We start from the raw sequence: 20,343 nt of genomic DNA, 5'->3' as shown, positions 1-20,343 counted from the left end.
CTTCTGATATTTGAGCTGGGTTCTTGTCGGATATCCATTTGAATCACCTGGTAAAGGAAGACCTGGCAAAGAACTATAAAATCTTGGTGTAAACAGGGTTAATGAATCATAACGGTTGCGCCATGAGTCACCTGTTTTATCCTGTTCGTCTAAAATGGCAAAATGTATGTTTACTTTTTTTAGATAATACCCTATTGCTAAACCTGCTTGCCCACCACATATTACAAGGACGTCATAATCCATTCCATATTTCCCCTCTCAAAAAAAGAGAGCTAAGGAAGCTCCCCTAACTCTCTTAGCTGTCTTTATTTATCTTTCACTCGTAAAAGTCTTAACCCATTTAACGTAACCAACAAGGTTGCACCCCTGATGGTCACCAATTGCGTTAGCCGTTCGCTTATTATCACCTGTAAGCATGATCGTTTTTTTAATCCCTAAGTCATGCAGTTTTTGAATCACTTCTTGACTCGTTTCTCTTACTTCACCATATTTATTAAAGTTTAGATATGTGGAGCATATTCGTAAATAAACGCTAATTGACCAACTTTTTGAATTCAGTATATTGACAGTAATTCCTTTTCCAATAACAAGATGATAACTCAGTTTTGATTTTTCGTTATTTTTAACATTGTATGGGCATTTGCCTGAAATTCATATGGAACTTTCATTTCTTCAACTATGCAGCCAATGTCCATAAGGTCCTGTTTTAATCTATCTAAATGCTGATAACGGTTTCCTGCTAAATCAACCAAAGGAAAAATCCGAATTTCTTCTTTAGACACCCTTACTAACTCATGTATTGTATTTTTATGGAAGTCGTAATCTAATCGGTCAGCATACGTAAAAAGAAAATGGGCAGATAGTAATATATCAAACTCTTCATCTTGAAATGGTAACGTAGGTAACGTAACAGGAACGTATCGTTCACTCGATTCCCTCATACTGTTTGCGCAAGATTTCAAGGCACTAACACGATGCATTCTGAGACCTTCAATATTTTTAAAATAGTCCCAAACAAACTTATTTTTAACATGTTCCATCTGTTCCATCGCATGCTCAATATCTTGATAACCTTTCTTCTCCAGGTTGTCAATGGAATGATAATAAGCTATATCACATGCCGTAACATCCATGCCTAACGTATTCGCCATTGCTGTAAATGAACACGCTCCGGCTGGACAATCCAGAATCTTTTTGCCCTTTAATTCTTGAACTGAAAGAGAAAACATATCGAGATATTCTTCAAACGTTCTCCCTATAAAAATAATCCTTTCTAAATCTAACTTTTTTCCTTCCTCAACTCTGCTCATCTCAACTCACCTCTTATACTAGAATTAAATTCATCATCCTCATCGGACTCTTACAAAAGTTTGTCACTTTTGCGTTGAGGCCATAATAACCTCCAGATAAACTTAGAAACACAAAAAAGGGTCACTCATGCCTAAAAAGGACGAGTAACCCGTGGTGCCACCTTCATTCGTTTACAAATGTAAACGCACTTATTCCGTACAGAAACACTAACTATGTTTCAATACTTAGTCCCTTTTAACGGTAAGACACTCCGCCAGACCTATTACCCATTTCAGTCTAGTAGCTCAGAAGCCCATTCAACAATAATCCCGCACTGATTTTCACCAACCATCAGCTCTCTGAAGCGTTCTTAAAGCTTACTCTTCTTCATCATCGCACTTTTATATTGGGTTCATTGTAAAATATGGATAATAAAAGGTCAAGAGAGTATTGCAAAAAAGTTAAAATTATACAGTTTTTCTCGTGAAATAAAAGTAAAGAGTTCCTAATTAAATGAATACAAACCATGGTTTCATTCCCATTTTTCTTCTTTTGTTTAATTAAAAAAGATATTACCTTGTTCAGCTATCGAGCAGCCGTTAGTTAAGTAAGAAAGAGATAATTACTTATAAAAAGGACCATTAGGAAGTTACTAATGGAAAAGAATTATTTTTTTGAAATGAATAATACGTATTTTCCTTTTACTTGCGCATATTAAAGACAATAACATTTGAAAGCGAGGTGGGATACGTAATGTCTAAACAAGGGATGCAAAAAAAGGATCAAACGAGAGAGCAAATTGAGAAACAAGATAAAAGAAATGATGTTGAATTAGGCAATGAATTTCAAATTGGAAACACAAGTTCACAGAGCCAAAAAAAAAGTGGGCGTCAAGTAAATAAAAAATAACCTCGATTTTTTCGAGGTTATTTTTTTAATTGGTTATTGTTGAAAGGCACCCTTTATTTTATTAAAAGAGTTTTTAACTTTTTCTCTAAAGGTTTTACCGCATTTATTAACCAATACAAAGCTACCCAAGGGAAAATAAATTTTATAACCCATTCAATTACACCAAAGATGAAAGAATTATCAATGTCTGATGAACGGTATCACTATATAAAATAAAAAAGGAAATACTCCGTTCTACTTCCACTAAAATATTCAACAAAAAAAGTGCTTCTTCCTTCTAAAAGGAAAGCGCCGTTACTTTAAAAGCCATGGCTATAAATAGAAGATTATTATTTTCAATGACGAAAACAGTAACACAAAAAATGATTAGAAAAAAGCCTTCAGAAATAACTTCCAAAGGCTTTTGGTTGCATTTAACGATTAACGTAATGCATTGACCAAGCTTTCTCCAAAATCTTTAGCTCCATCTGGACCATTGCTTGTAATAATATCTTCATGAGCAACGACGTTTTGTACAACATATTCTACGTCATTTGCCTTCAATTCGTTAATCATCAAATCAACTGGGTAGCATGTCGCATTACGTCCAGATAACAATCCTGTCTTTGCCACAGCAACAGACCCTGCACAAATTCCTGTTACAAGAACTTTTTCATCATATGCTGTTTTTAAGAAACTTATTAATTCTTGATTGCCCCATAAATGATCGATCGTACCAGAGCCCCCTATTACACTAACAATATCATACTCATTAGGTGAAACTGAGGAGAAAATAACCTCTGCGTTTACCTTGCCCTCATTGTCTCCTGTAACTTCCCCAACTGTTGTACTTGCAACAGTAACGTTAACCCCTGCATTTTCTAGCGCTTCTTTTGGGTGGAATAATTCATCTTCATTAAATCGATCTGGTGGTATAATAAGTAAAGCTTTTTTATTCATCTTTAATTTCCTCCTACGATTTTATATTTGCCTAACACTTAAGTAATTGTAGCGTGAGCTTTAATGACTGTGAAGAAGGCACTTTTATGTGCGGAGGTTACCTAATAGTTACTATTAAGAAGGAGCTAATGTTTATGGCTGATAAATTAAGAGAAGAAATCAAAAAAAAAATAGTAAATGGAGATTACCATTGTGAAAAGGAACTTACATTATCATTAATTAGCGGAAAATGGAAAGTCGTGATTTTATGGCATTTAGGTGTGGAAGGAACACATCGTTTCAGTGATCTCCAAAGACTATTTTCCAAGATATCCCACAAAGTATTAACGAATCAACTGCGTGAACTTGAAGAAGATGGAATTATACATAGAGAAGTTTATCCTGAAGTTCCCCCAAAAGTTGAATACTCTATGACTGAACTGGGACTAACTCTTCTGCCAATTGTTGAAATGATGTATGAGTGGGGGAAAAACCGAATAGAAGAACTTAAAAAAGAAGAAAAGACATCTCTTTAAACTGGTATTATCCTCTACAGGTAGAGATAGTAAAAAAAGACAGCATGATATTATGTTCTTAACAGTCTACTTGGAGGGGATTTTTCATGGCTATAAAAGGGGCAAACTTTTAAATCATATACAGTAGAATTCCTTTTAGAAATTTCTCATTCAACGAATTAGAATGCTTTTTCCTAAGGAGTAGATCTGCTTATTTTTTCTTATACATACTGCTATTGGCACCGCGGGTTCCAATTCTTAGTCACATCTTTTTAAAAAAAGGTTTCCATACTCGTAAAGCCATAAAGACTATTACTCGTAAACGTTATCGTTTGTCCACTCGTGTTTTGTAAAAGTTTATCATTCCATTCTTCAATTAGAGAAGTCGATAATTCAGCCAGTTCCTTATTTGCGAAATATCCTAAAGGACATAAAAAATAAGTAGTTGACATTTCTGGGAATAATGAAAGCGTTCTATTAAGAGTTTGATAAAATTCTAATTCTCTAGCTGTAATATCACAACTTAACATTTTTAAATCTCTATTCTCACCCAAAGGTAACAAGAGGTTGATCGTTACAACCCAATAAAAGACTTGTCCAACCTTTTTCCAATCCATTGATCATGTTCTCTTACGCGAGCATGGCTATTTGGATACTCTTCACCTTTAACTAAAGCTAAAGCAGCTTCATCATGATTTCTGGTTATCATTGAAATATCTTTTCTTGAAAATAACCATATGTAAAACTTCATTTGTATCAGGCCCTATTCCGATTTTCATAAAGCCCTATCTTCTTTCCCATAATAATCCACCTCCAATTTTATTTTATAGTATGTATGCTGGTCAGCGTCATCTAGTCTTTGGCTACTCACTCTGCATGTCCACTTATTAGCCGTCGCTTTATCCATTGCACAGAGGAATCCATACGGTAATAAACTGAGTCAAATAATAATGATTTAAAAGCTACAAATAACACATATTAATTAATAGTAAAAATACTGAGGAGTTGCATAATGAAAATCACAATATTGTTTTTCACGTTCTTTATTTTAGGAGTCTTATGCGTACTGATCATGAATGAAACAATCGGTATAGACTTCTATTCCTCTTTTCTGAAAAATGTCTTTGTTACCTTTAAAGTCATGAGTACACCTGAATATGGATTTATAGTTTTTTTTCTGCTTCTTGTCCTCTATCGACCGCTTTTTTTACTGTTCAAACAAGTAGTGGCTAAAAACAACAAGCATTAGGTTGTCTGATTGATTTCAGAATTCTCTTTTTTAAATAGTTTTTTCAAGAATACAATTAGAAGGAGGGCGACTGGAATATAGACTGCAAATAACCCATGAATGGTCAACAACGAAGCTTGCCCTTCCTCAATATGCTCAGAGTAATCTTTCGCAATAATCACGGCTAAAAACAACACAATAATCCCAAATGGTAAAACTAACTTTTTATAATCAACTCGAAAAAGATCTGCGGCCCCAATAATAGCCGCATAATAAAAGATAGCCGTTTTAAAAAAAGCACCGATAAATAACGTTAACACGACAATCGCATCAATTCGTTGAATAAACTCATAAATATTAACAAGACTTACTGTTATAAACAAAGGAAACGTTGATGTCTCAACTAATCCTGCACCAAGGACAGTAACATTTAAAGAGGTCGTATACATTAATATGAAGCTACTTAACACAATCGAGCTCGCTCCAAGCTTTAGTGCCTTCTCTTTATACTGCAAATATGGCAGGATAAATGAAAAGCATATGACCTCCCCCCACGGAAAAACGGAAGTAAGTGGGAATACGGTTTTCAAAACAGGCTTCCAACCTTCTCCTAAAACCGGTAGTAACTTTGTAACATCCACAATGCCAGATAAAAGAACGAACGCATTCCCAAACATCCCTAGTAAAATCATAACAATAAAATATATTTCTGATAATCTTCCTAAAATGAGCATTCCTTTATACAAAACATAAGCAATCGCTAACACCATCAACATCATAATAACGATCATTGGTGTTTGATTATAAACCGATGTAACTAATAGCCCGCCAACATCCCTTAAATCCCTTGCTGCACCATAAAGAAAGTACGTAATATACAGTATACCTATTAGCAAACCAAGATATTTCCCTAAAATATCTTGAACATAGCTTGTTAACGGCTTCAAATAGAGCATGAATAAATAATAATATATATAATATAAAACAAGCCCTATAATCATCCCTAGAAAGATTGCAAGCCACGCATCTTTTTTCGCATTAACACCAAAGCCTACAACGACAGCGGTACCAAGTTGAAATAGCATCATTAGGGAAAAAAATTGATAACTCGATATTTTCACTTTTTCCATTAAAGGCTCTCCTTTTTCACATTATCACTAGTGTATATTTAATAAGGCAATGGCTACGCTCATTGCTTCGAAATTGCTCGAAAAGATAATAACCGACCTTTTAGACCGCTACTAGAACACCATCCCACTACGCCGAATAATCGTTTCAACATGAACGTTTATATCACATTCTGGGAAGACTTCTGACCAGTTATCTTGTACCTTTTTCCATTCTTTTGGATGCTGTATGTCCAACTTGTCACCAAAGCCAAAAACATCACTTCCCGCTTTTTGAGCGATATCGATAACTGCTAACAACTCTTCTTTTGTTTTTTCTGACCAAAGCCCTTCTATCTCGTTTATTACTTCTTTTTTGCTTAAATCTATGTCTTCGGAAGCATCAGCAATATTGCCAATTTGATTCACATGTAAATCAATAATTGGCTTGCTACCATCAAACTTTGTTTGAATCGTCGTTTTGGATTGAATTAACTCTATTGGAATATGTTCTTTTTTCTCACTATAATCAACCGCAACAATTGCATTTTCAATCTCATTCAATATTTGTGAAATTCCTCTAGTAATATCTTTAGTGATCCACCGCTGCAGTTTCCCATCCCTAAACAAAGCCATTTCCTCAATAACAATTGTTGCCAACATTTGGCTGTATTGATAATTCGGCTTCCCTTTGCCCTTTTCAACCTCCCCTTCAATTAAGATTCCGTTGATAAGCGGTTCTCTCCCTTTACTATCAAGAGCAGAATAAACATCCATTATGTTTACTTCAATATTACTTGACCAAAGAGACTGATTCGTTGTTAATTTACCCATTACAGCATTTGCTGGAATTAATACAAGTGACTGAACTGTATTGACAACCGTTTGAGCTGAATGACCTTTTGCGATAAATATTCTCGTTGTTAACCGTATGTCTGGATCTCTTCGGATAAAATTAATTACTTTCTGCAAATCCTCACGTGCAACCTCTTCACTTATAATCACATGTTGAACATGCCCTAAGAAAATTTCCCTTGGTACCTTTTTAGCTGCACTTCTTATTGCCTCTACCACACTATTTCCTACACTTTGAAAATTGGTTGTTGGTAAGCGTTCCCCACCGGCTCCCATCGGTCCTTTGGCAATTGTCGCTGGGTTCAGCACTTGTAAAGTGACCTGATATTCCTCACTTTCTGGAACAGCATCGATACCGATTGCTGAAACAATTGCTAAATTCTCTAATTCAACAATATTCCAACAGCCACTTAATAAAAAAAGAGAGAGGAATAAAAGCGCAATTAATCTTTTAAGATGGCGTTCAAAAAAGTCTGGTTTTGACCTTTTTGAACATCCCTTGAAGCAATGTACGTAACCGTTGCCTGTATTTAAGCTCGTTATGAGTGGGTTCCTCATAGCGAACGCGCAACGAGTGAAGCCATTGTAGCACCCATTTCGAACACGCTCCTTACGAGGTTTTTCAAAAAGATTGTTTTTTCCTTTTTTGAAAAACCTTTTTTTAAGAATGACCTTGATTTTCTTCATCAACCTTCATCCTATTCTTATTAACTTGCGATTGAAATGACCAAATCGGAAATCTGAATAATGTATCTTTCTGAGCAGCAACACAAAAAGGGGCTATAGGTGTCATATATGGAACACCTAAAGACTGCATGCTACAGAGATGAGCAATCACGAAAATAAGAATAATCGCAATTCCATATAAGCCAATTGCTGCTGAAAAAAAGACCAAAACAAAGCGAAGCATTCGAATAGAAATAGCCATATTATAGGCTGGTGTTATAAAGCTTGTAATAGCCGTAAACGCAACGATAATAACCATCCCAGGTGAAACAATTCCCGCTTGTACGGCCGCTTCTCCGAGAATAAGAGCACCGACAATAGAGACGGCTTGTCCAACGGCTCTTGGCATGCGGATCCCTGCTTCCCTTAATATTTCAATACTTAACTCCATCAATAATGCTTCTATGACGATTGGAAAAGGCATCCCTTCTCGCTGAGCGGCTAAACTTAGTAGTAATGGTGTTGGAATCATTTCCGGGTGGTAGGTCGTCGCAGCAACATAGACAGACGTTCCTAATAAGGATGCAAGAAAGCTAAAAAAGCGTAGAAAACGGAAAATCGTCGCAATGTCATAACGATGATAATAGTCTTCCGGAGATTGGAATGATTGAAAAAAAGTAAAAGGAGCAATTAAGCAAAATGGTGTTCCATCTACAAGAATCACAATCCTCCCCTCTAATAAATTTGCAGCCGCACTATCTGGACGTTCCGTGTTATTAATTGTTGGAAAGAGTGTAAACGATCGGTCTTCTATGAATTCTTCAATATTCCCTGATTCAAAAATGCCTTCTGTTTGAATGTGAGAAATTCGGTGTTTTACTTTTTCAAGTACTTCTTCATTTACTCTCCCTTCCATATAAAGAAGGGCAACATCTGTGTTTGTAACATCCCCTATTGTATACATGCCCACGCATAATTTTGGATTTTTTAACCGCTTTCGAATAAGGGCAATATTCGTACTTAAAGACTCTGTAAATCCATCTTTTGGTCCACGTATGACAACTTGAGAAGAAGGTTCCTCTATTCCTCGTTGCTTTTCTCCTTTTGAAGACCCACTTATTGCTTTAGGAAAGCCATTAACAATGATAATTGAACTACCTGACAAAATTTCTTTTGTAACCTCAGAATATTTTTTAAGAATTTGCTGTTTTCCTAGCATGGAGGCTTTTTGAAAAACAGACTGAAAACCGTCGCCTTCAATTACATTTTCTAAATATGAATGCTCCATTATAAGACTGATACAATCATTAATCTTTTGATCATCTACTAAACCATCCAAATAAATAATCCCAAGTTGTAACTCAGTGTCTTTTTTTAAGACAACTTCCCTCACGACTAAATCTGCACTGTTCTCCATATCTGCTTTAATTCGTTTAAGATTGTTCTCTAAGGAACTTTCTATGGGATCAACATCTTTGATTGCTTCCCCTTGTTCTAGTTGTGTCCTATTCCTATCGCGCATGTGAGTTTTTCTTTTATTTAAAAGACGCTTCATTATATTCCTCGTTTATTCGTCATATTGTTCCTTCCTCCTCTTTACATCTTGAAGCTTTAGAAGAAGTTGATTTATGATATTGTTTTCCTTTTTTAGTCTTAATATGTAACATTTATGGAATAAAGGATGCAATGTCAAAAAAGTCATCTTTACACTGTACATTTGGATAGACCTTTTTCTAAATTGCAAATCCCACTTTTGGGGCTTCGTGCAAAGCAAAATAAAAAGGGTGCTTAAAAGGTCGTTATTTAACGACCTTTTAGTCACCCTCGTTTTTTGAAACAGCATAATAAGTTGTATTATTTGATAAATTATGCAACAACTTCGGATTTTCCAAGTGAAAAGCTTTAGCAATGGCAATGCCGCTTTGAAGCGGCAATACCTAAAATTCCATTTCCTGTTTATATTACAAAAAGTTTTCAAATCTAATTTTCTGAGATTCAATTAGGTTGAATACCTTTTCTTACTAATTACTAAATAACTTTTCGAAAGTGTTTTATATAAATTGCCTGGCAATGAACCTGGAATACTTCCAGCTAATACAAGAATATCTCCATCCTGCAAACTTTATAACAAAGTAACAAGAGATTCTGACATGTAATTGGATTTCTTTTTAATTGTGTTCGGGGAAATGCAATGAGTAAATATAGATTGTGTGTGATGCTAGATGGCCTTTCCCGTGAATAACCTATTCAAAAGTCACACTTTTTCAATACATTTCTTTGTTTATTGAAAGAGCCTACTCCTTCTTATCATAATCTGCTAGCATATCATCAATTAAAGCATTTGTTTTCTGTAGAAGCACAATAACTAGCTTCCTAGGTATATTCAAATTCTCTGAAACTATGTCAAACGTCTGCCTTGAATCGGAATACCCATTTTCTAATTGGATAATCTCTACTCTTATATTCTCTTCATAAACTTGCCTTAAGTGAGCTGGAAGCATCCTAACCGCATTCTCACGTTCAAACTCTTCAATTGAACCTTCTACAGCATCATTAAAATTTTCTTGCATCACTTCTAATTGTTCTTCATAACTCAATGATTCAAACCATTCGTTATACGGCTCAAAATCCATCGACATCCCTCCTCATTTTTCTATTAAATTCGATAAGCCGAAGTGGTAAACCTTTATTATTTTTTCACTTTTCAAAAAAATTCGGCATATAAAATAACATATAAAATTCCTCATTATTAAAGAGGATTCTATTTTTAATTCAAAAGGATAATTCTTTCCTTCAAGGTTTTCTGTATTTTACTTTTAGCCCAATGCCTAATAACTGGCAGCTTATTGTGATAGGTCTTTAGCCCAAACATTCATATCCTCTAATTTATCAAATATATAACAATTGTTCGTCATTCTCCCTCTATACTCATAACCAAGTTGATAAAACGCTGCATTCATTGCAAATGATAAGGATCGGGCGATTGAAAACGCACAAAAGATTTGTTCGTTTTTTAATTCATTCTCAAGTTCAGAAAGCAATTTTTTCATGAATCCATATTTTCTATGTTCAGGTAAAGTGGCACAATCCGTAAGTTCAGCATGATGAAACGTTTTGTTTATATCTGCTGATGCTGCGCTAACAATTTCTTTGTTGTATTCAACTATATGAAAAATTGAGCCATTCTTCATCACTTTTTTTATATAATCAGGTTCATTCATTGGCGTAGGATATACTTCAAAAACGCTATCATAAAGAGCTGCTAGTTTAGTAACATCTTTTCCTGTTGCTCTTCTAAATTCATACGTTTCGGGAATCGTCTTTTGTTTGCTATTGCGCCCTTTCTTATAAACGGATGTAAGTATCTCATCTTCTTTCACCCACTCAGTACTTATACGACGATCATTGTTTTTGTATAATGCCATTGCATAACAATCTGAACCATTACTAAAGCCCTTAAAAATTGCCTCGAGTTGATATCCATATGAAATTAATTGTTCAAAATGCTCAGGCTTCGCATGGATGATCACTTTCGTAAATTGCTGTTTCTTGTTTATCTCTTCAATATCCTCTACTAAGCTGGCAACATTCCCTCTATAATAATCGATACGAAGACGTTCATTAAAAAAATCATAGATCAATTGAGCCGTGTACTGTCGTGCTTTCACTATTTTGATTTCGGTCTCTTTCATGTGTAATCTCCTTTCAACCTTATTTCAATGTTTCAAAGAGTTATATTATATTTTTTCATTTTATACTGCAGTGTTTGTCTTGGAATCTCTAACAACTTTGCTGCATGAAGAATATTATAATTTGAATGTTCCAAAGCTTGTTTAATAAGTGTCCTTTCTGTTTTCTCTAGTGTTGACCTTAGTGAATACGATTTGATTTCTTCTTGTACTGTTTCAACTTCTAATTCTTGCAAGTAAACAGGGAGATGGTCCATCATCAGTGTATCTCCTTCAATTATATTCATAGCATATTCAATTGTATGTTCAAGCTCCCGAATATTGCCAGGCCATTGATGACCTTTAAGCTTTCTCATAACATTTTCTTCAATATCTAGAACTAATTTATTAAATGTATAATTATATTTTTTTATAAAATGATGAACTAATAATGCAATATCATCTTTCCGTTTTCTAAGTGGAGGAACTTCTAAAAAGATAACATTTAAGCGATAAAATAGATCCGAACGGAGTAATCCCTTTTCAATACACGTTATTGGATGTTCATTCATGGCAACAATTATTCTAACATTAACTAAATAAGTATCTGTTCCACCTACTCTGCGAATGACTCCATCTTCAAGGACTCGTAACATTTTTGTTTGAAAATCCAAAGACATCGTATTAATTTCATCCAAAAAGAGCGTTCCTCTATGGGCAAGTTCAAATAAGCCTGATCGATCAACAGAACCAGTAAAACTTCCTTTTTTTGTCCCAAATAATGTACTTTCTAATAAAGAAGTAGGCAGTGACGCACAGTTTTGAGCAATAAACTGATTTTTATTTCTAGATGAGGCATTATGAATTGATTGAATAAGCAATTCTTTCCCTGTTCCAGTTTCCCCGTAGATCATTACTGGCGAAGACGTTTGAGCCGCTTTTCTTGCTAATTCCTTTACTTTTTTCATTTCAGGACATTCCGTGATAATATCATCAAAATGATATTTTGCCCCTGTAATAGAAACAGGCTTGGACTTTTGATAATGTACTTTTCCTTGAAGCTCGAGAAGAGAGTGAGATAGTTTCTTGACAGTTGATAAATCTTTCGCAATTTCCACGGCCCCAACAATTGTTTTTCCGACAATTATTGGTAATGTTGTATTAACTGTATCAATAAGTTGACCTTTTATATTTTTATACGTTTGAGATTGTTGGTATATCGGTTTTCCGTTTTCCATTACTTTTAATAATGTGCTTGATTGGCGGTTTAAAGAAGGGAATACATCTAATACATGTTTGCCAAGGACATCCTTAATCGTAGTTCCATCATTTGATGCGGCTACTTGATTATAATAAATGGTAATTCCTTCAGAATTCACAACATGAATTGCTTCATCTATGCTTTCTAAAATGGCCTCAAGCATTTGTTTTGTTTCAAAAGGTTTTAAAAACAGAGAAATCACCTCATATCCATTCACTAATAGAGATTGTTCTCAATCTATAAAATAGGCGATAACAATCTTGATACTGATTCTTTAAAACGTATCTTGTTAGAGCGCTTTTCATATTGTTCTAACGTTAATTGAGTTGAGTGCGTCATGTCTTCATGAAACAAGTCTTTTAGCTCGGTTACTCCTTCAGCTGAATATAAAAACGCATTCACTTCAAAATTCAAACGAAAACTACGTACATCTATATTGGCTGTACCAACTGAAGCGATCTTATTGTCTGACACGATCGTTTTACAATGAAGAAAACCATTTTCATAAATGTAAACTTTTGCACCGATTTTTAATAACTCACCTATATTTGAGTACGTAGCCCAATAGACAAACGGATGATCGGGTTTGTTTGGAATCATAATTCTGACATCTAATCCGGAAAAACAAGCTATTTTTAAGGCATCCAGTAAACTTTCATCTGGTATAAAATAAGGAGATTGTATATACACATACTCTTTAGCTGACAGGATTATTTTTATGTAAGCTTTTTTTATTTGTTCTAGTTGTGAATCTGGTCCGCTTGACACAATCTGAATACCGTATTGACCATAGTGTTTAGTAAAAGGCACACGATAATCTTTTACCGTTAATTCCTTTCTAGCTGCTTGATTCCAATCTTGGATAAAACGAGTTTGAATATTATTGACTGCTTCTCCCATAATTCGTAAATGCGTGTCGCGCCAGTATCCAAATTTCTCATGTAATCCTAGGTACTCATCCCCCACATTAAAGCCGCCAATATAGCCAACTTCCCCATCAATCACAACAAGTTTTCGATGATTTCTAAAGTTTATCGTTAAGTTAATCAGAGGGATTTTTGGTGGGAAGAAGGCTTCAATCTCCCCTCCTGCTGATTTAATTTTATGAATAAATGCTTTGCTTAAGCTTCGTGACCCTAAGTCATCATACAACACTCGAACTTCAATTCCATTTCGTGCCTGTTCAGCTAGTGCATCTGCTAACTTGTTACCTAGTTCATCATCACGAATGATGTAATATAATATATGTATATGTTTCGTAGCATTTTTAATATCATCAAGCAAAGCAGTAAATTTCTCACTACCATCTGTATACACTTTCACTTTGTTATTCTGCGTAAGAAGCGCGGCATTATTGCTTAAGTTCATAATGATAAAATCTTTATACTTTTGAATTGCTGGATCACGAATGTCTATTCGATTATGCCTGAGTGAAGTTAATTGGGTGGACACTAATTCCTTCACTAAATGGTAGCTCTCTTTGTCCCACCTAAATAACTTCGATTTACTCAAGTTTCGCCCGAATATAATATACAGAAAAAAACCAGCTAACGGGATCAATGTTAATACCAGAACCCACATCCAAATCGAATTAACATTGCGCCTCTCTAAAAAAATAATCATGATGGCCAAAGCTGTATTTAATAAAAAGATCATTGATACAATGACAGTAGTAAAGCTCATTACAAATCCTCCATATACAATTTTCCTATGTTATACCATAAGGATACCATGTTTCCCACTTTTGTCTAATTTACCAAAAGAAGAAAGTTGGGTAATTCAAAGCCCATACGTATTCGCAAACAACGATTATCAAGTTATAAAAAGGAAGGTGTTTTGGCTATTATTACAATAAGAAGATAATTTAACTTTATAGAGGGAGGGATTCAAGTGAATCAGATGTATGTTTATATAGTAAGTTCGATAATTATTTCTTTTCTTCCCTATATTCGATCGTTAGCTGGAACCATTCACACATTAATTCATGAAAGTGGGCATGCTATTGCAGCGCTTGTAACAAGCGGAAAGGTATATTCCATATCATTATTTGCAAATACAGAGGGCGTTGCATACACTGGTTCTAGATCATTGATTAGCTCGATTCTGATTAGCTATGCTGGTTATACGTTTGCATCAATGGTTTCATTTATATCATTTTACCTTATTTCAACTGAACAGATTATTATCTTATTTTACGCCTTTTTCAGTATAGCTCTCATTAATTTATTGCTGTGGGTTCGAAATGCATTTGGTGTTCTTTGGCTTTTCCTATACCTTGGTGGGTGTACCTTGCTTATCTATTATCAACTTTATTTTTTAAAAGAAGTAATGGTTTACCTATTATCTAGTATTATTTTAGTACAGTCTGTTATAGCTTCTTTCATAATCTTACTTTCAAGTGTCAAAAACATACAAAAGGCTGGAGATGCACTGCTGTTACAAAGGCTAACATACATACCTGCTTTTTTCTGGGGGGGTCTCTTTTTTTCTCAATCCCTTTTCAGTACATATTGTATTTTTCGCTTTTTGCTATAGAGAATTACGAATCACCAGCCTTTTCACATAATGACTTCTTTTTTATCATCAAAATTATGTACGGCTCATCCACTTTTGGTATGATGTATAAATGACCACACTTTACTTCAACTTGACACTTACTTTAAAATAAAATAGTAAATTGTATTAGTAGTTTAAAAGATCATGTTCAATCAACAAGTGTTATCGTCAAACAAAACCTCCTTTTCGTTTTATATAGTAGGAATTGTTTTAACTACAACACTATATAGCTTTTATCTCATCGGTTGGTTATAGAGATTCTCTAATAAGGCGCGCAGAGAGAGAAGCCATTGCATCTCCATTCAAAAAGGACGTTTTTCCCTTTTTGAAAAATCTCTTATAAATCATTTATTGGAAGGATTTTAGATATGGAAAGTACTATTCACAAACACCTTAAGACACAATCACTTTACTGGTTAAAAGATAAAATGACTGACTTGTGCGCAAACGAAGTGAAGCTTTTTATAAAAAGAAAAAGATTTAAGGCCGATGCTCTTGGTATTAACCTCAAACGTAGGGAAGCACGAATTATCGAAGTGAAAGCAACTCGCGCTGATTTCCTAAGAGATGAAGTGCTGCACTCAGAATATGGATATCATCATATTGCTGACTATGCTTATTTAATGACACCTGTTGGATTACTAGAAAAAGAAGAAATACCTAAGAGCTACGGATTATTAGAAATCGATGAATATGATACGATTACAGTTAGAAAAAAACCTGTCAGAAATCCTAAACCCCTTCTTTCCCTAGATACCCTTATTAAGCGAACAGGCCGAGCTGCGACAAATGCTGTTTTATTTCAAGAACTATCAAAGGAAAGAAAAGATAAAACAGAAGGGGCTTTTTCTAAAGGGGCTTCTGTCCAATTAATAAGCGCAACATGTCCAACTTGCAAAAAACGCAATAAATATTTAGTGAAAATGAATCAATCAGAAGTAACATGTCAGGTACGTAGTTGTAAAGAAGATATCCCCCTTACGAAAGCAAGGGTGCATATTATCACATCCTACAACGAAACATTTTTTCAGGCGTTGCAGTCATTAATGAAGTGAAGGAGAACGAATAAACAATGGACAATAAAGAAATGGAAGAAAAAGTAGTTGGTAATTTTCAACGTGATGAACAGATGATGATTCTTGTGTTTGCACAATGGTGCGTCAATAACGATTTAGACCCTAGTACTTTGTACAATCAGGCTTATCCTAAGCAAGCTAAAAACCCTAGTCTTCAACAGGCGTTTGATTTAACAGTATCCAAAAACGAATCTGGACATATTGCTGACGAAACAGTGCTTGGGGTCTTATCTCTTTTTGGAAATGAGGATCTAGCCTTAGTTATAACTGAAGCCATCGGAAATCGCGAAAGAAACTAACGATTATCATAGGGGAAACATTATATGAAACAGTCCTAATCATGATCGAACGAACATATGAATAAGAGATGGCATTTTCAGTGGAGGTGGATAATTTGATCCCATCATTATTGATAAAAGTTGCTCTTATTATCATTGTCATTCGTTCTGGTTATGTTGTGATTACTATGATGAATAAATCATTAAGCAGAAACACATTAGACCTCTTATATCATTTATCAATTTTTATCATTGCCCTATCTTTTTTAATATAAGTAAATTAGGTAGCAGGAAAGAAGGATCCTTTTTAAAAGGGATCCTTTGTTTGTTCTAATAAATACTTTACTCATGTAAAGACATACTATTTTCCTCATTTTCTTTATCATTAAATTACCTATACGCTTTCCGATTTCGATAGTGACCTTTATCCCTTTGACGATACCGTAAAGCATGACAATCATCACACATCGAAAATTCATGCTCCCAAGACAATTTTTTCCCACAGTACTTGCACTGTTTTGAAAGATTTCTAACACCATTTTTCAAGAAGTCATGTACACCCTCACTAATTTCTTGACGAACCCTCTCCCAGTAAATCGCTTCTGTTCTTCTTTCTAAACGGTATAAGAATAACAAATGCAAACCTATCGCTTTATAAGAAAGTTCGAGCTCTTCAAGTGTTCCTTTGATGATTTGTGGTTCAGGAAGTTCCTCCCCTCTTATAACTGCTATCATTTTCTCTTGCCATTGTTGAGTTAATCCCGGTTCTTTTGAAGAAAAAGGTAGATGCAAAAATCCATATAAGACTTTTAGTGAAAGACGTGCTTCAATTTCTGTATCTCGAATGGTTTCGTATAGTTCTCTCTCTTCAGAGAGTGTCGCTTTTTTCGTTCCTTTAGGACTTTCAAATTTCTCCCAAAGCTCAAAAAACGTACCAAGGTCTCTATAATATTTTTGAAAACGTTCAAAGACGGCATTTGTAGGCGCAATAGCAAATGTTTGTATCGACTCATCATCTTGTTGTAAAAGATGCTTCATAAGCTTTATGTCCTTAGTAAAGGCTACTTTTCCTACATCATAAATTCCTTTTCGACCAGCGCGCCCAGCAATTTGTTTTACTTCTTGTGAAGTTAACCGCCTTCTTCTAACTCCATCAAATTTCTCATTTTCTAAAAAAACAATACGCCTAATTGGTAAATTCAACCCCATACCAATCGCATCCGTAGAAACAATAACGGTTGTCTCACCATCAATAAACCGTTGCATTTGTTTTTTTCGAGTTTCTGGAGGCATACTTCCGTAAATCATGCTAACAGAGTGACCATTCTTTTGAAGTTGAGAAGCTGTTTCAAGAACTCTTCGTCTTGAAAAACAAACAAGTGCATCGCCTTTTTTTGTTTGTCTCATCATAAATTCTTTTCTTTCCACTTTAAGAGGAATGTCACGGCTGTAATCGAGAATCTTAATATCCTCGGAATCACCTAATAACTGAAGTACCATTGATTCAGCATTTCGACTCCCAATAATATGAACTTCATTTGCATTTGCTTTCGTGATTGCTTTATACCATGAGAACCCACGGTCCTTATCTGCAATCATTTGTGCTTCATCAATGACAATTACATCATAAGATTCTTTCTCATGAAACATTTCTACTGTACAAGAATTATGGCTAGCGCCTTCAATTGTCTTTTCTTCTTCACCTGTTTTTAACGTGCAAGGAACTCCCTCAGCATTTAATTTGTCGTATACCTCAAGAGCCAAAAGACGTAGTGGCGCAAGATATAAACCACTCTTAGCTTCTTTCATCCGTTCAAGAGCATGATGAGTTTTTCCCGTATTTGTTTCACCTATGTGTAACACGTAACGAATATTTCTACCACTCGAAGGTCTGTATTCTCGAGCAAAAATATCATCAAGAATTCTTGCATCTTCTTCTTTTTTTCTTTCAATTGCCGTTTGTTCTTCCGCTTTCTTTCTTTCACGCTCTGCTACATCCTCACGGTAGATTTCACTATGCAATTGAGGATCAAACGGCACATCTGCAAGTCTTAAAAGATCTGCAAGTAACTCTGCTTGTATTTGAGAGAAAAATTTCTTTTCCCAATAAGATAAAAATGGGCTAACAAACTCTTTTACCTTTCTTTCAGTCAACTTTCCCTCGTACACTTCTGCATAATGATCGTAAATTTCAGAGGTTAAATACTGAAGTACTTTCTTACTGACATATACAGTAAGCTTTTCTTTAATAAACCGCTGATAAAAGTGAAGATATTTCTCATATTCCCAAAAATGTGATTTATGCACTGCTCCTGTCAGTTCGTCAAAAAATTTTGACACTGTAAAATATTCTGAGGGAGTAAACGAACCATTTTCCTTTAGTGTTTCTTCAATTTTGTACGTTTCAATCATTTCATACTTAGGCTTCGTATCTACATCCAATGCTAGTTGCTGACTGACGCGGTGTCGTATATATAAGTAAAACAGATCTTCGTTTTCATCTACTACTATTTCAATGATTTTCTCGATTTTTTCTTGTACTTCTCCTCTTTTTTTAGAGAGTTCTTTTTCCTCTTTTTGTCTCTGGAAATTAACTTTAGCTTGCCTATACCGCTCCTGCCATTTGATTTCATTATTAAGAAAGACCCCATCTAACCAACTCACAACATGAAAAGGTTGATATCCTCGTATTTCATTCCGAAATAATCGGTTAATTACTTTTCGGTCAACTCCATCAACTTCATACCCTTTCTCTATTAAATAGGATTTCTTCTCTCTCTTTGGAACATCATTTGTCACTTTGTTCAACCAAACATTGGCCCAAATTTGTTCAACATAATTTTGTCTTTCGGATATGTACTGCTCATATTTAGGTAACGCTTCTTTCTCCTCAAGGTAACGATCAATATCTTCCATAACTTTCTTTTTTGTATGTTCAACCGCCTTAGGGTTAACAGTAGCTAATTTATTCATAACGTGCTCCTTCAAAGATCTGACATTGTATACTTAATCACCAATACAAATAGAGAAGTGTAAGCATTGCACTTCTCATTTTAAGCTTTATAGATCAATTCGATCAATAATAAAGCTATTACTTCGTCGTATAAGTGCGCATCCGCTTTAAAAAGTGGGTTAAACGGCTCGGTCTATACGTTGTCGTCACGTTCGAATTAGAGAAGTTCAGTAACAATGATCTATAATTGCTTAAAACAGTTAACTCTCTCCACATTTAATCGATTACTTTTAGAATACGGTATTAAACTAGTTTTATGCATCTTTATACAATAAGGGAGTTTATTCTATGCTCGCCACTAGAACATTCGTTCCATATAATTATTATACCAGTACTGGAGGATGAATTTCTAGACTGTCTTGCAAAAACAAAAAAAAGCCATTCATATCGAGGCTACTGAAAGAGGTTGAATTTCACCTTTTCAGTAGCCTCTTCATCCTCCACCTGTTTGTTAAATCTCTGTCTCTTTTCGTATTCAATATAAAGAAAGAGACAAACTAAGCTTATAACTTTTCATGAGGAGGTTTAAATTATGACATCAGATCATTTTGAGCAAGTATTCGAACAATACCGCAACCAAGGTGAAAACACACCCGTTTCTAATTTGAATCAAGAATCTATTGTTGCTGTTCGGAAAAATGAAGATGGTGATTTGATTGCTTTTAAAACGGATAATGGGCGAGAATTAGACTATATGACAGCTTTAGATGAGGCCAAGCAAGGGAAATTAGCACATGTAGATGTTTTCCACAAATACGGACGAGACATTTTAAGAAGTGAACCCGACGGCATAAAAGCAAATAACCTTGATAATTTGCCAACATTCTAACTTGTAGAAAAGGTATCAACAAACCTATTACTCTAAAGCTTCACAGGTTGTTCTTGACCTGCTCACGAATGAGCGTTCAAATTCGAGTCCGGTCTCCTGTAAGCCCCCATTCAAACAACGCATATAAATACGCAGCGCCTCCTGGTACGATACATGTATCAACTAAAGGAGGTGC

The 20,343-nt window shown here is 34.9% G+C and carries 20 protein-coding genes, 2 pseudogenes and 1 other annotated feature; of the genes and pseudogenes, 8 read left to right on the top strand and 14 right to left on the bottom strand.

All coding sequences use genetic code 11. The features are described from left to right. Positions 1 to 12: 12 nt before the first annotated feature. From SAZ04_RS14170 to SAZ04_RS14160, 3 genes and pseudogenes are all read right to left on the bottom strand, one after another. A pseudogene (locus SAZ04_RS14170) lies at positions 13 to 243 on the bottom strand (oxidoreductase); the annotation flags it as partial. Positions 244 to 363: 120 nt separating this feature from the next. After that, a pseudogene (locus tag SAZ04_RS14165) lies at positions 364 to 483 on the bottom strand (HAD family hydrolase); the annotation flags it as partial. Positions 484 to 599: 116 nt separating this feature from the next. Beyond that, complete coding sequence (locus SAZ04_RS14160) at positions 600 to 1,310, bottom strand: SAM-dependent methyltransferase (RefSeq protein ID WP_332696206.1); 711 nt, start codon at positions 1,308 to 1,310, stop codon at positions 600 to 602. A gap of 133 nt (positions 1,311 to 1,443) precedes the next feature. Continuing rightward, positions 1,444 to 1,693, bottom strand: a binding site (T-box leader). A gap of 350 nt (positions 1,694 to 2,043) precedes the next feature. Between SAZ04_RS14160 and SAZ04_RS14155 the strand changes: the two genes are divergently transcribed. Next, positions 2,044 to 2,199, top strand: a complete 156-nt coding sequence (locus tag SAZ04_RS14155; protein ID WP_332696204.1) for a hypothetical protein — start codon at positions 2,044 to 2,046, stop codon at positions 2,197 to 2,199. A 420-nt stretch (positions 2,200 to 2,619) separates the two neighbouring features. Here the strand turns inward: SAZ04_RS14155 and SAZ04_RS14150 are convergent, their stop codons facing one another. Continuing rightward, positions 2,620 to 3,138 carry a DJ-1/PfpI family protein gene (locus SAZ04_RS14150; RefSeq protein ID WP_332696202.1) on the bottom strand — a complete coding sequence of 173 codons (519 nt, stop codon included), beginning with the start codon at positions 3,136 to 3,138 and terminating at the stop codon, positions 2,620 to 2,622. 134 nt (positions 3,139 to 3,272) lie between these two features. On the opposite strand from SAZ04_RS14150, the gene SAZ04_RS14145 reads away from it, so the two are divergent. Beyond that, positions 3,273 to 3,653: a winged helix-turn-helix transcriptional regulator gene (locus tag SAZ04_RS14145; RefSeq protein ID WP_332696200.1), complete on the top strand. Its 381-nt coding sequence runs from the start codon at positions 3,273 to 3,275 to the stop codon at positions 3,651 to 3,653. Positions 3,654 to 3,904: 251 nt separating this feature from the next. On the opposite strand, the gene SAZ04_RS14140 is transcribed toward SAZ04_RS14145, so the two are convergent. After that, entirely contained in the window at positions 3,905 to 4,249 is a 345-nt protein-coding gene (locus SAZ04_RS14140; RefSeq protein ID WP_332696198.1) for a hypothetical protein, read from the bottom strand. Then, positions 4,207 to 4,383 (bottom strand): hypothetical protein, encoded by a 177-nt coding sequence (locus SAZ04_RS14135; RefSeq protein WP_332696197.1) that lies wholly within the window; start codon positions 4,381 to 4,383, stop codon positions 4,207 to 4,209. The genes SAZ04_RS14140 and SAZ04_RS14135 overlap by 43 nt, the downstream gene beginning before the upstream one ends. 261 nt (positions 4,384 to 4,644) lie before the next feature. On the opposite strand from SAZ04_RS14135, the gene SAZ04_RS14130 reads away from it, so the two are divergent. Then, on the top strand, positions 4,645 to 4,881 hold the full coding sequence (locus tag SAZ04_RS14130; protein ID WP_332696195.1) for a YczF family membrane protein: 237 nt from the start codon (positions 4,645 to 4,647) through the stop codon (positions 4,879 to 4,881). Here the strand turns inward: SAZ04_RS14130 and SAZ04_RS14125 are convergent. From SAZ04_RS14125 to cls, 7 genes are all read right to left on the bottom strand, one after another. Further along, positions 4,878 to 5,990, bottom strand: a complete 1,113-nt coding sequence (locus SAZ04_RS14125) for a GerAB/ArcD/ProY family transporter (RefSeq protein WP_332696193.1) — start codon at positions 5,988 to 5,990, stop codon at positions 4,878 to 4,880. The two genes, SAZ04_RS14130 and SAZ04_RS14125, sit on opposite strands and share 4 nt — an antisense overlap. Positions 5,991 to 6,101: 111 nt before the next feature. Further along, the gene (locus SAZ04_RS14120; protein ID WP_332696191.1) at positions 6,102 to 7,508 is read right to left on the bottom strand and encodes a Ger(x)C family spore germination protein; all 1,407 of its coding nucleotides are present in this window, start codon (positions 7,506 to 7,508) and stop codon (positions 6,102 to 6,104) included. After that, positions 7,483 to 9,042 (bottom strand): spore germination protein, encoded by a 1,560-nt coding sequence (locus SAZ04_RS14115; RefSeq protein WP_332696189.1) that lies wholly within the window; start codon positions 9,040 to 9,042, stop codon positions 7,483 to 7,485. Before SAZ04_RS14115 ends, SAZ04_RS14120 begins: the two co-directional genes overlap by 26 nt. A gap of 739 nt (positions 9,043 to 9,781) precedes the next feature. Then, complete coding sequence (locus SAZ04_RS14110; RefSeq protein ID WP_332696187.1) at positions 9,782 to 10,120, bottom strand: hypothetical protein; 339 nt, start codon at positions 10,118 to 10,120, stop codon at positions 9,782 to 9,784. Between the two features lie 210 nt (positions 10,121 to 10,330). After that, on the bottom strand, positions 10,331 to 11,179 hold the full coding sequence (gene ablB, locus SAZ04_RS14105; RefSeq protein WP_332696185.1) for a putative beta-lysine N-acetyltransferase: 849 nt from the start codon (positions 11,177 to 11,179) through the stop codon (positions 10,331 to 10,333). Between the two features lie 32 nt (positions 11,180 to 11,211). Further along, positions 11,212 to 12,579: a sigma-54 interaction domain-containing protein gene (locus SAZ04_RS14100; protein ID WP_332696299.1), complete on the bottom strand. Its 1,368-nt coding sequence runs from the start codon at positions 12,577 to 12,579 to the stop codon at positions 11,212 to 11,214. Positions 12,580 to 12,653: 74 nt separating this feature from the next. Continuing rightward, complete coding sequence (cls, locus tag SAZ04_RS14095; RefSeq protein ID WP_332696183.1) at positions 12,654 to 14,099, bottom strand: cardiolipin synthase; 1,446 nt, start codon at positions 14,097 to 14,099, stop codon at positions 12,654 to 12,656. A gap of 216 nt (positions 14,100 to 14,315) precedes the next feature. Between cls and SAZ04_RS14090 the strand changes: the two genes are divergently transcribed. The 4 genes from SAZ04_RS14090 to SAZ04_RS14075 all read left to right on the top strand — a co-directional run bounded on the left by SAZ04_RS14090 (position 14,316) and on the right by SAZ04_RS14075 (position 16,601). Next, complete coding sequence (locus SAZ04_RS14090; RefSeq protein ID WP_332696296.1) at positions 14,316 to 14,951, top strand: M50 family metallopeptidase; 636 nt, start codon at positions 14,316 to 14,318, stop codon at positions 14,949 to 14,951. A 389-nt stretch (positions 14,952 to 15,340) separates the two neighbouring features. Then, positions 15,341 to 16,027 carry a hypothetical protein gene (locus SAZ04_RS14085; protein ID WP_332696181.1) on the top strand — a complete coding sequence of 229 codons (687 nt, stop codon included), beginning with the start codon at positions 15,341 to 15,343 and terminating at the stop codon, positions 16,025 to 16,027. Positions 16,028 to 16,044: 17 nt separating this feature from the next. After that, the gene (locus SAZ04_RS14080) at positions 16,045 to 16,347 is read left to right on the top strand and encodes a hypothetical protein (RefSeq protein ID WP_332696179.1); all 303 of its coding nucleotides are present in this window, start codon (positions 16,045 to 16,047) and stop codon (positions 16,345 to 16,347) included. 95 nt (positions 16,348 to 16,442) lie between these two features. Then, positions 16,443 to 16,601, top strand: a complete 159-nt coding sequence (locus SAZ04_RS14075; RefSeq protein WP_332696177.1) for a hypothetical protein — start codon at positions 16,443 to 16,445, stop codon at positions 16,599 to 16,601. 115 nt (positions 16,602 to 16,716) lie between these two features. Here the strand turns inward: SAZ04_RS14075 and SAZ04_RS14070 are convergent, their stop codons facing one another. Beyond that, positions 16,717 to 19,299: a DEAD/DEAH box helicase gene (locus SAZ04_RS14070; protein WP_332696176.1), complete on the bottom strand. Its 2,583-nt coding sequence runs from the start codon at positions 19,297 to 19,299 to the stop codon at positions 16,717 to 16,719. Between the two features lie 572 nt (positions 19,300 to 19,871). Between SAZ04_RS14070 and SAZ04_RS14065 the strand changes: the two genes are divergently transcribed. Next, positions 19,872 to 20,168, top strand: a complete 297-nt coding sequence (locus SAZ04_RS14065) for a DUF3892 domain-containing protein (RefSeq protein WP_332696174.1) — start codon at positions 19,872 to 19,874, stop codon at positions 20,166 to 20,168. The last annotated feature ends 175 nt before the right edge of the window (positions 20,169 to 20,343 follow it).

The sequence above is a fragment of the Halalkalibacter lacteus genome (genome assembly GCF_036663595.1).
GTDB classification, from domain to species: Bacteria; Bacillota; Bacilli; order Bacillales; family Bacillaceae_D; genus Halalkalibacter; species Halalkalibacter lacteus.
This window is presented reverse-complemented; position numbering and strand designations above follow the sequence as displayed.

Coding starts and splice junctions, on each gene's coding strand:
- SAZ04_RS14160 (WP_332696206.1), bottom strand. CDS start 1,310: ATGAGCAGAGTTGAGGAAGGAAAAAAGTTAGATTTAGAAAGGATTATT.
- SAZ04_RS14155 (WP_332696204.1), top strand. CDS start 2,044: ATGTCTAAACAAGGGATGCAAAAAAAGGATCAAACGAGAGAGCAAATT.
- SAZ04_RS14150 (WP_332696202.1), bottom strand. CDS start 3,138: ATGAATAAAAAAGCTTTACTTATTATACCACCAGATCGATTTAATGAA.
- SAZ04_RS14145 (WP_332696200.1), top strand. CDS start 3,273: ATGGCTGATAAATTAAGAGAAGAAATCAAAAAAAAAATAGTAAATGGA.
- SAZ04_RS14140 (WP_332696198.1), bottom strand. CDS start 4,249: ATGGATTGGAAAAAGGTTGGACAAGTCTTTTATTGGGTTGTAACGATC.
- SAZ04_RS14135 (WP_332696197.1), bottom strand. CDS start 4,383: ATGAAGTTTTACATATGGTTATTTTCAAGAAAAGATATTTCAATGATA.
- SAZ04_RS14130 (WP_332696195.1), top strand. CDS start 4,645: ATGAAAATCACAATATTGTTTTTCACGTTCTTTATTTTAGGAGTCTTA.
- SAZ04_RS14125 (WP_332696193.1), bottom strand. CDS start 5,990: ATGGAAAAAGTGAAAATATCGAGTTATCAATTTTTTTCCCTAATGATG.
- SAZ04_RS14120 (WP_332696191.1), bottom strand. CDS start 7,508: ATGAAGAAAATCAAGGTCATTCTTAAAAAAAGGTTTTTCAAAAAAGGA.
- SAZ04_RS14115 (WP_332696189.1), bottom strand. CDS start 9,042: ATGAAGCGTCTTTTAAATAAAAGAAAAACTCACATGCGCGATAGGAAT.
- SAZ04_RS14110 (WP_332696187.1), bottom strand. CDS start 10,120: ATGGATTTTGAGCCGTATAACGAATGGTTTGAATCATTGAGTTATGAA.
- ablB (WP_332696185.1), bottom strand. CDS start 11,179: ATGAAAGAGACCGAAATCAAAATAGTGAAAGCACGACAGTACACGGCT.
- SAZ04_RS14100 (WP_332696299.1), bottom strand. CDS start 12,579: ATGCTTGAGGCCATTTTAGAAAGCATAGATGAAGCAATTCATGTTGTG.
- cls (WP_332696183.1), bottom strand. CDS start 14,099: ATGAGCTTTACTACTGTCATTGTATCAATGATCTTTTTATTAAATACA.
- SAZ04_RS14090 (WP_332696296.1), top strand. CDS start 14,316: ATGTATGTTTATATAGTAAGTTCGATAATTATTTCTTTTCTTCCCTAT.
- SAZ04_RS14085 (WP_332696181.1), top strand. CDS start 15,341: ATGGAAAGTACTATTCACAAACACCTTAAGACACAATCACTTTACTGG.
- SAZ04_RS14080 (WP_332696179.1), top strand. CDS start 16,045: ATGGACAATAAAGAAATGGAAGAAAAAGTAGTTGGTAATTTTCAACGT.
- SAZ04_RS14070 (WP_332696176.1), bottom strand. CDS start 19,299: ATGAATAAATTAGCTACTGTTAACCCTAAGGCGGTTGAACATACAAAA.
- SAZ04_RS14065 (WP_332696174.1), top strand. CDS start 19,872: ATGACATCAGATCATTTTGAGCAAGTATTCGAACAATACCGCAACCAA.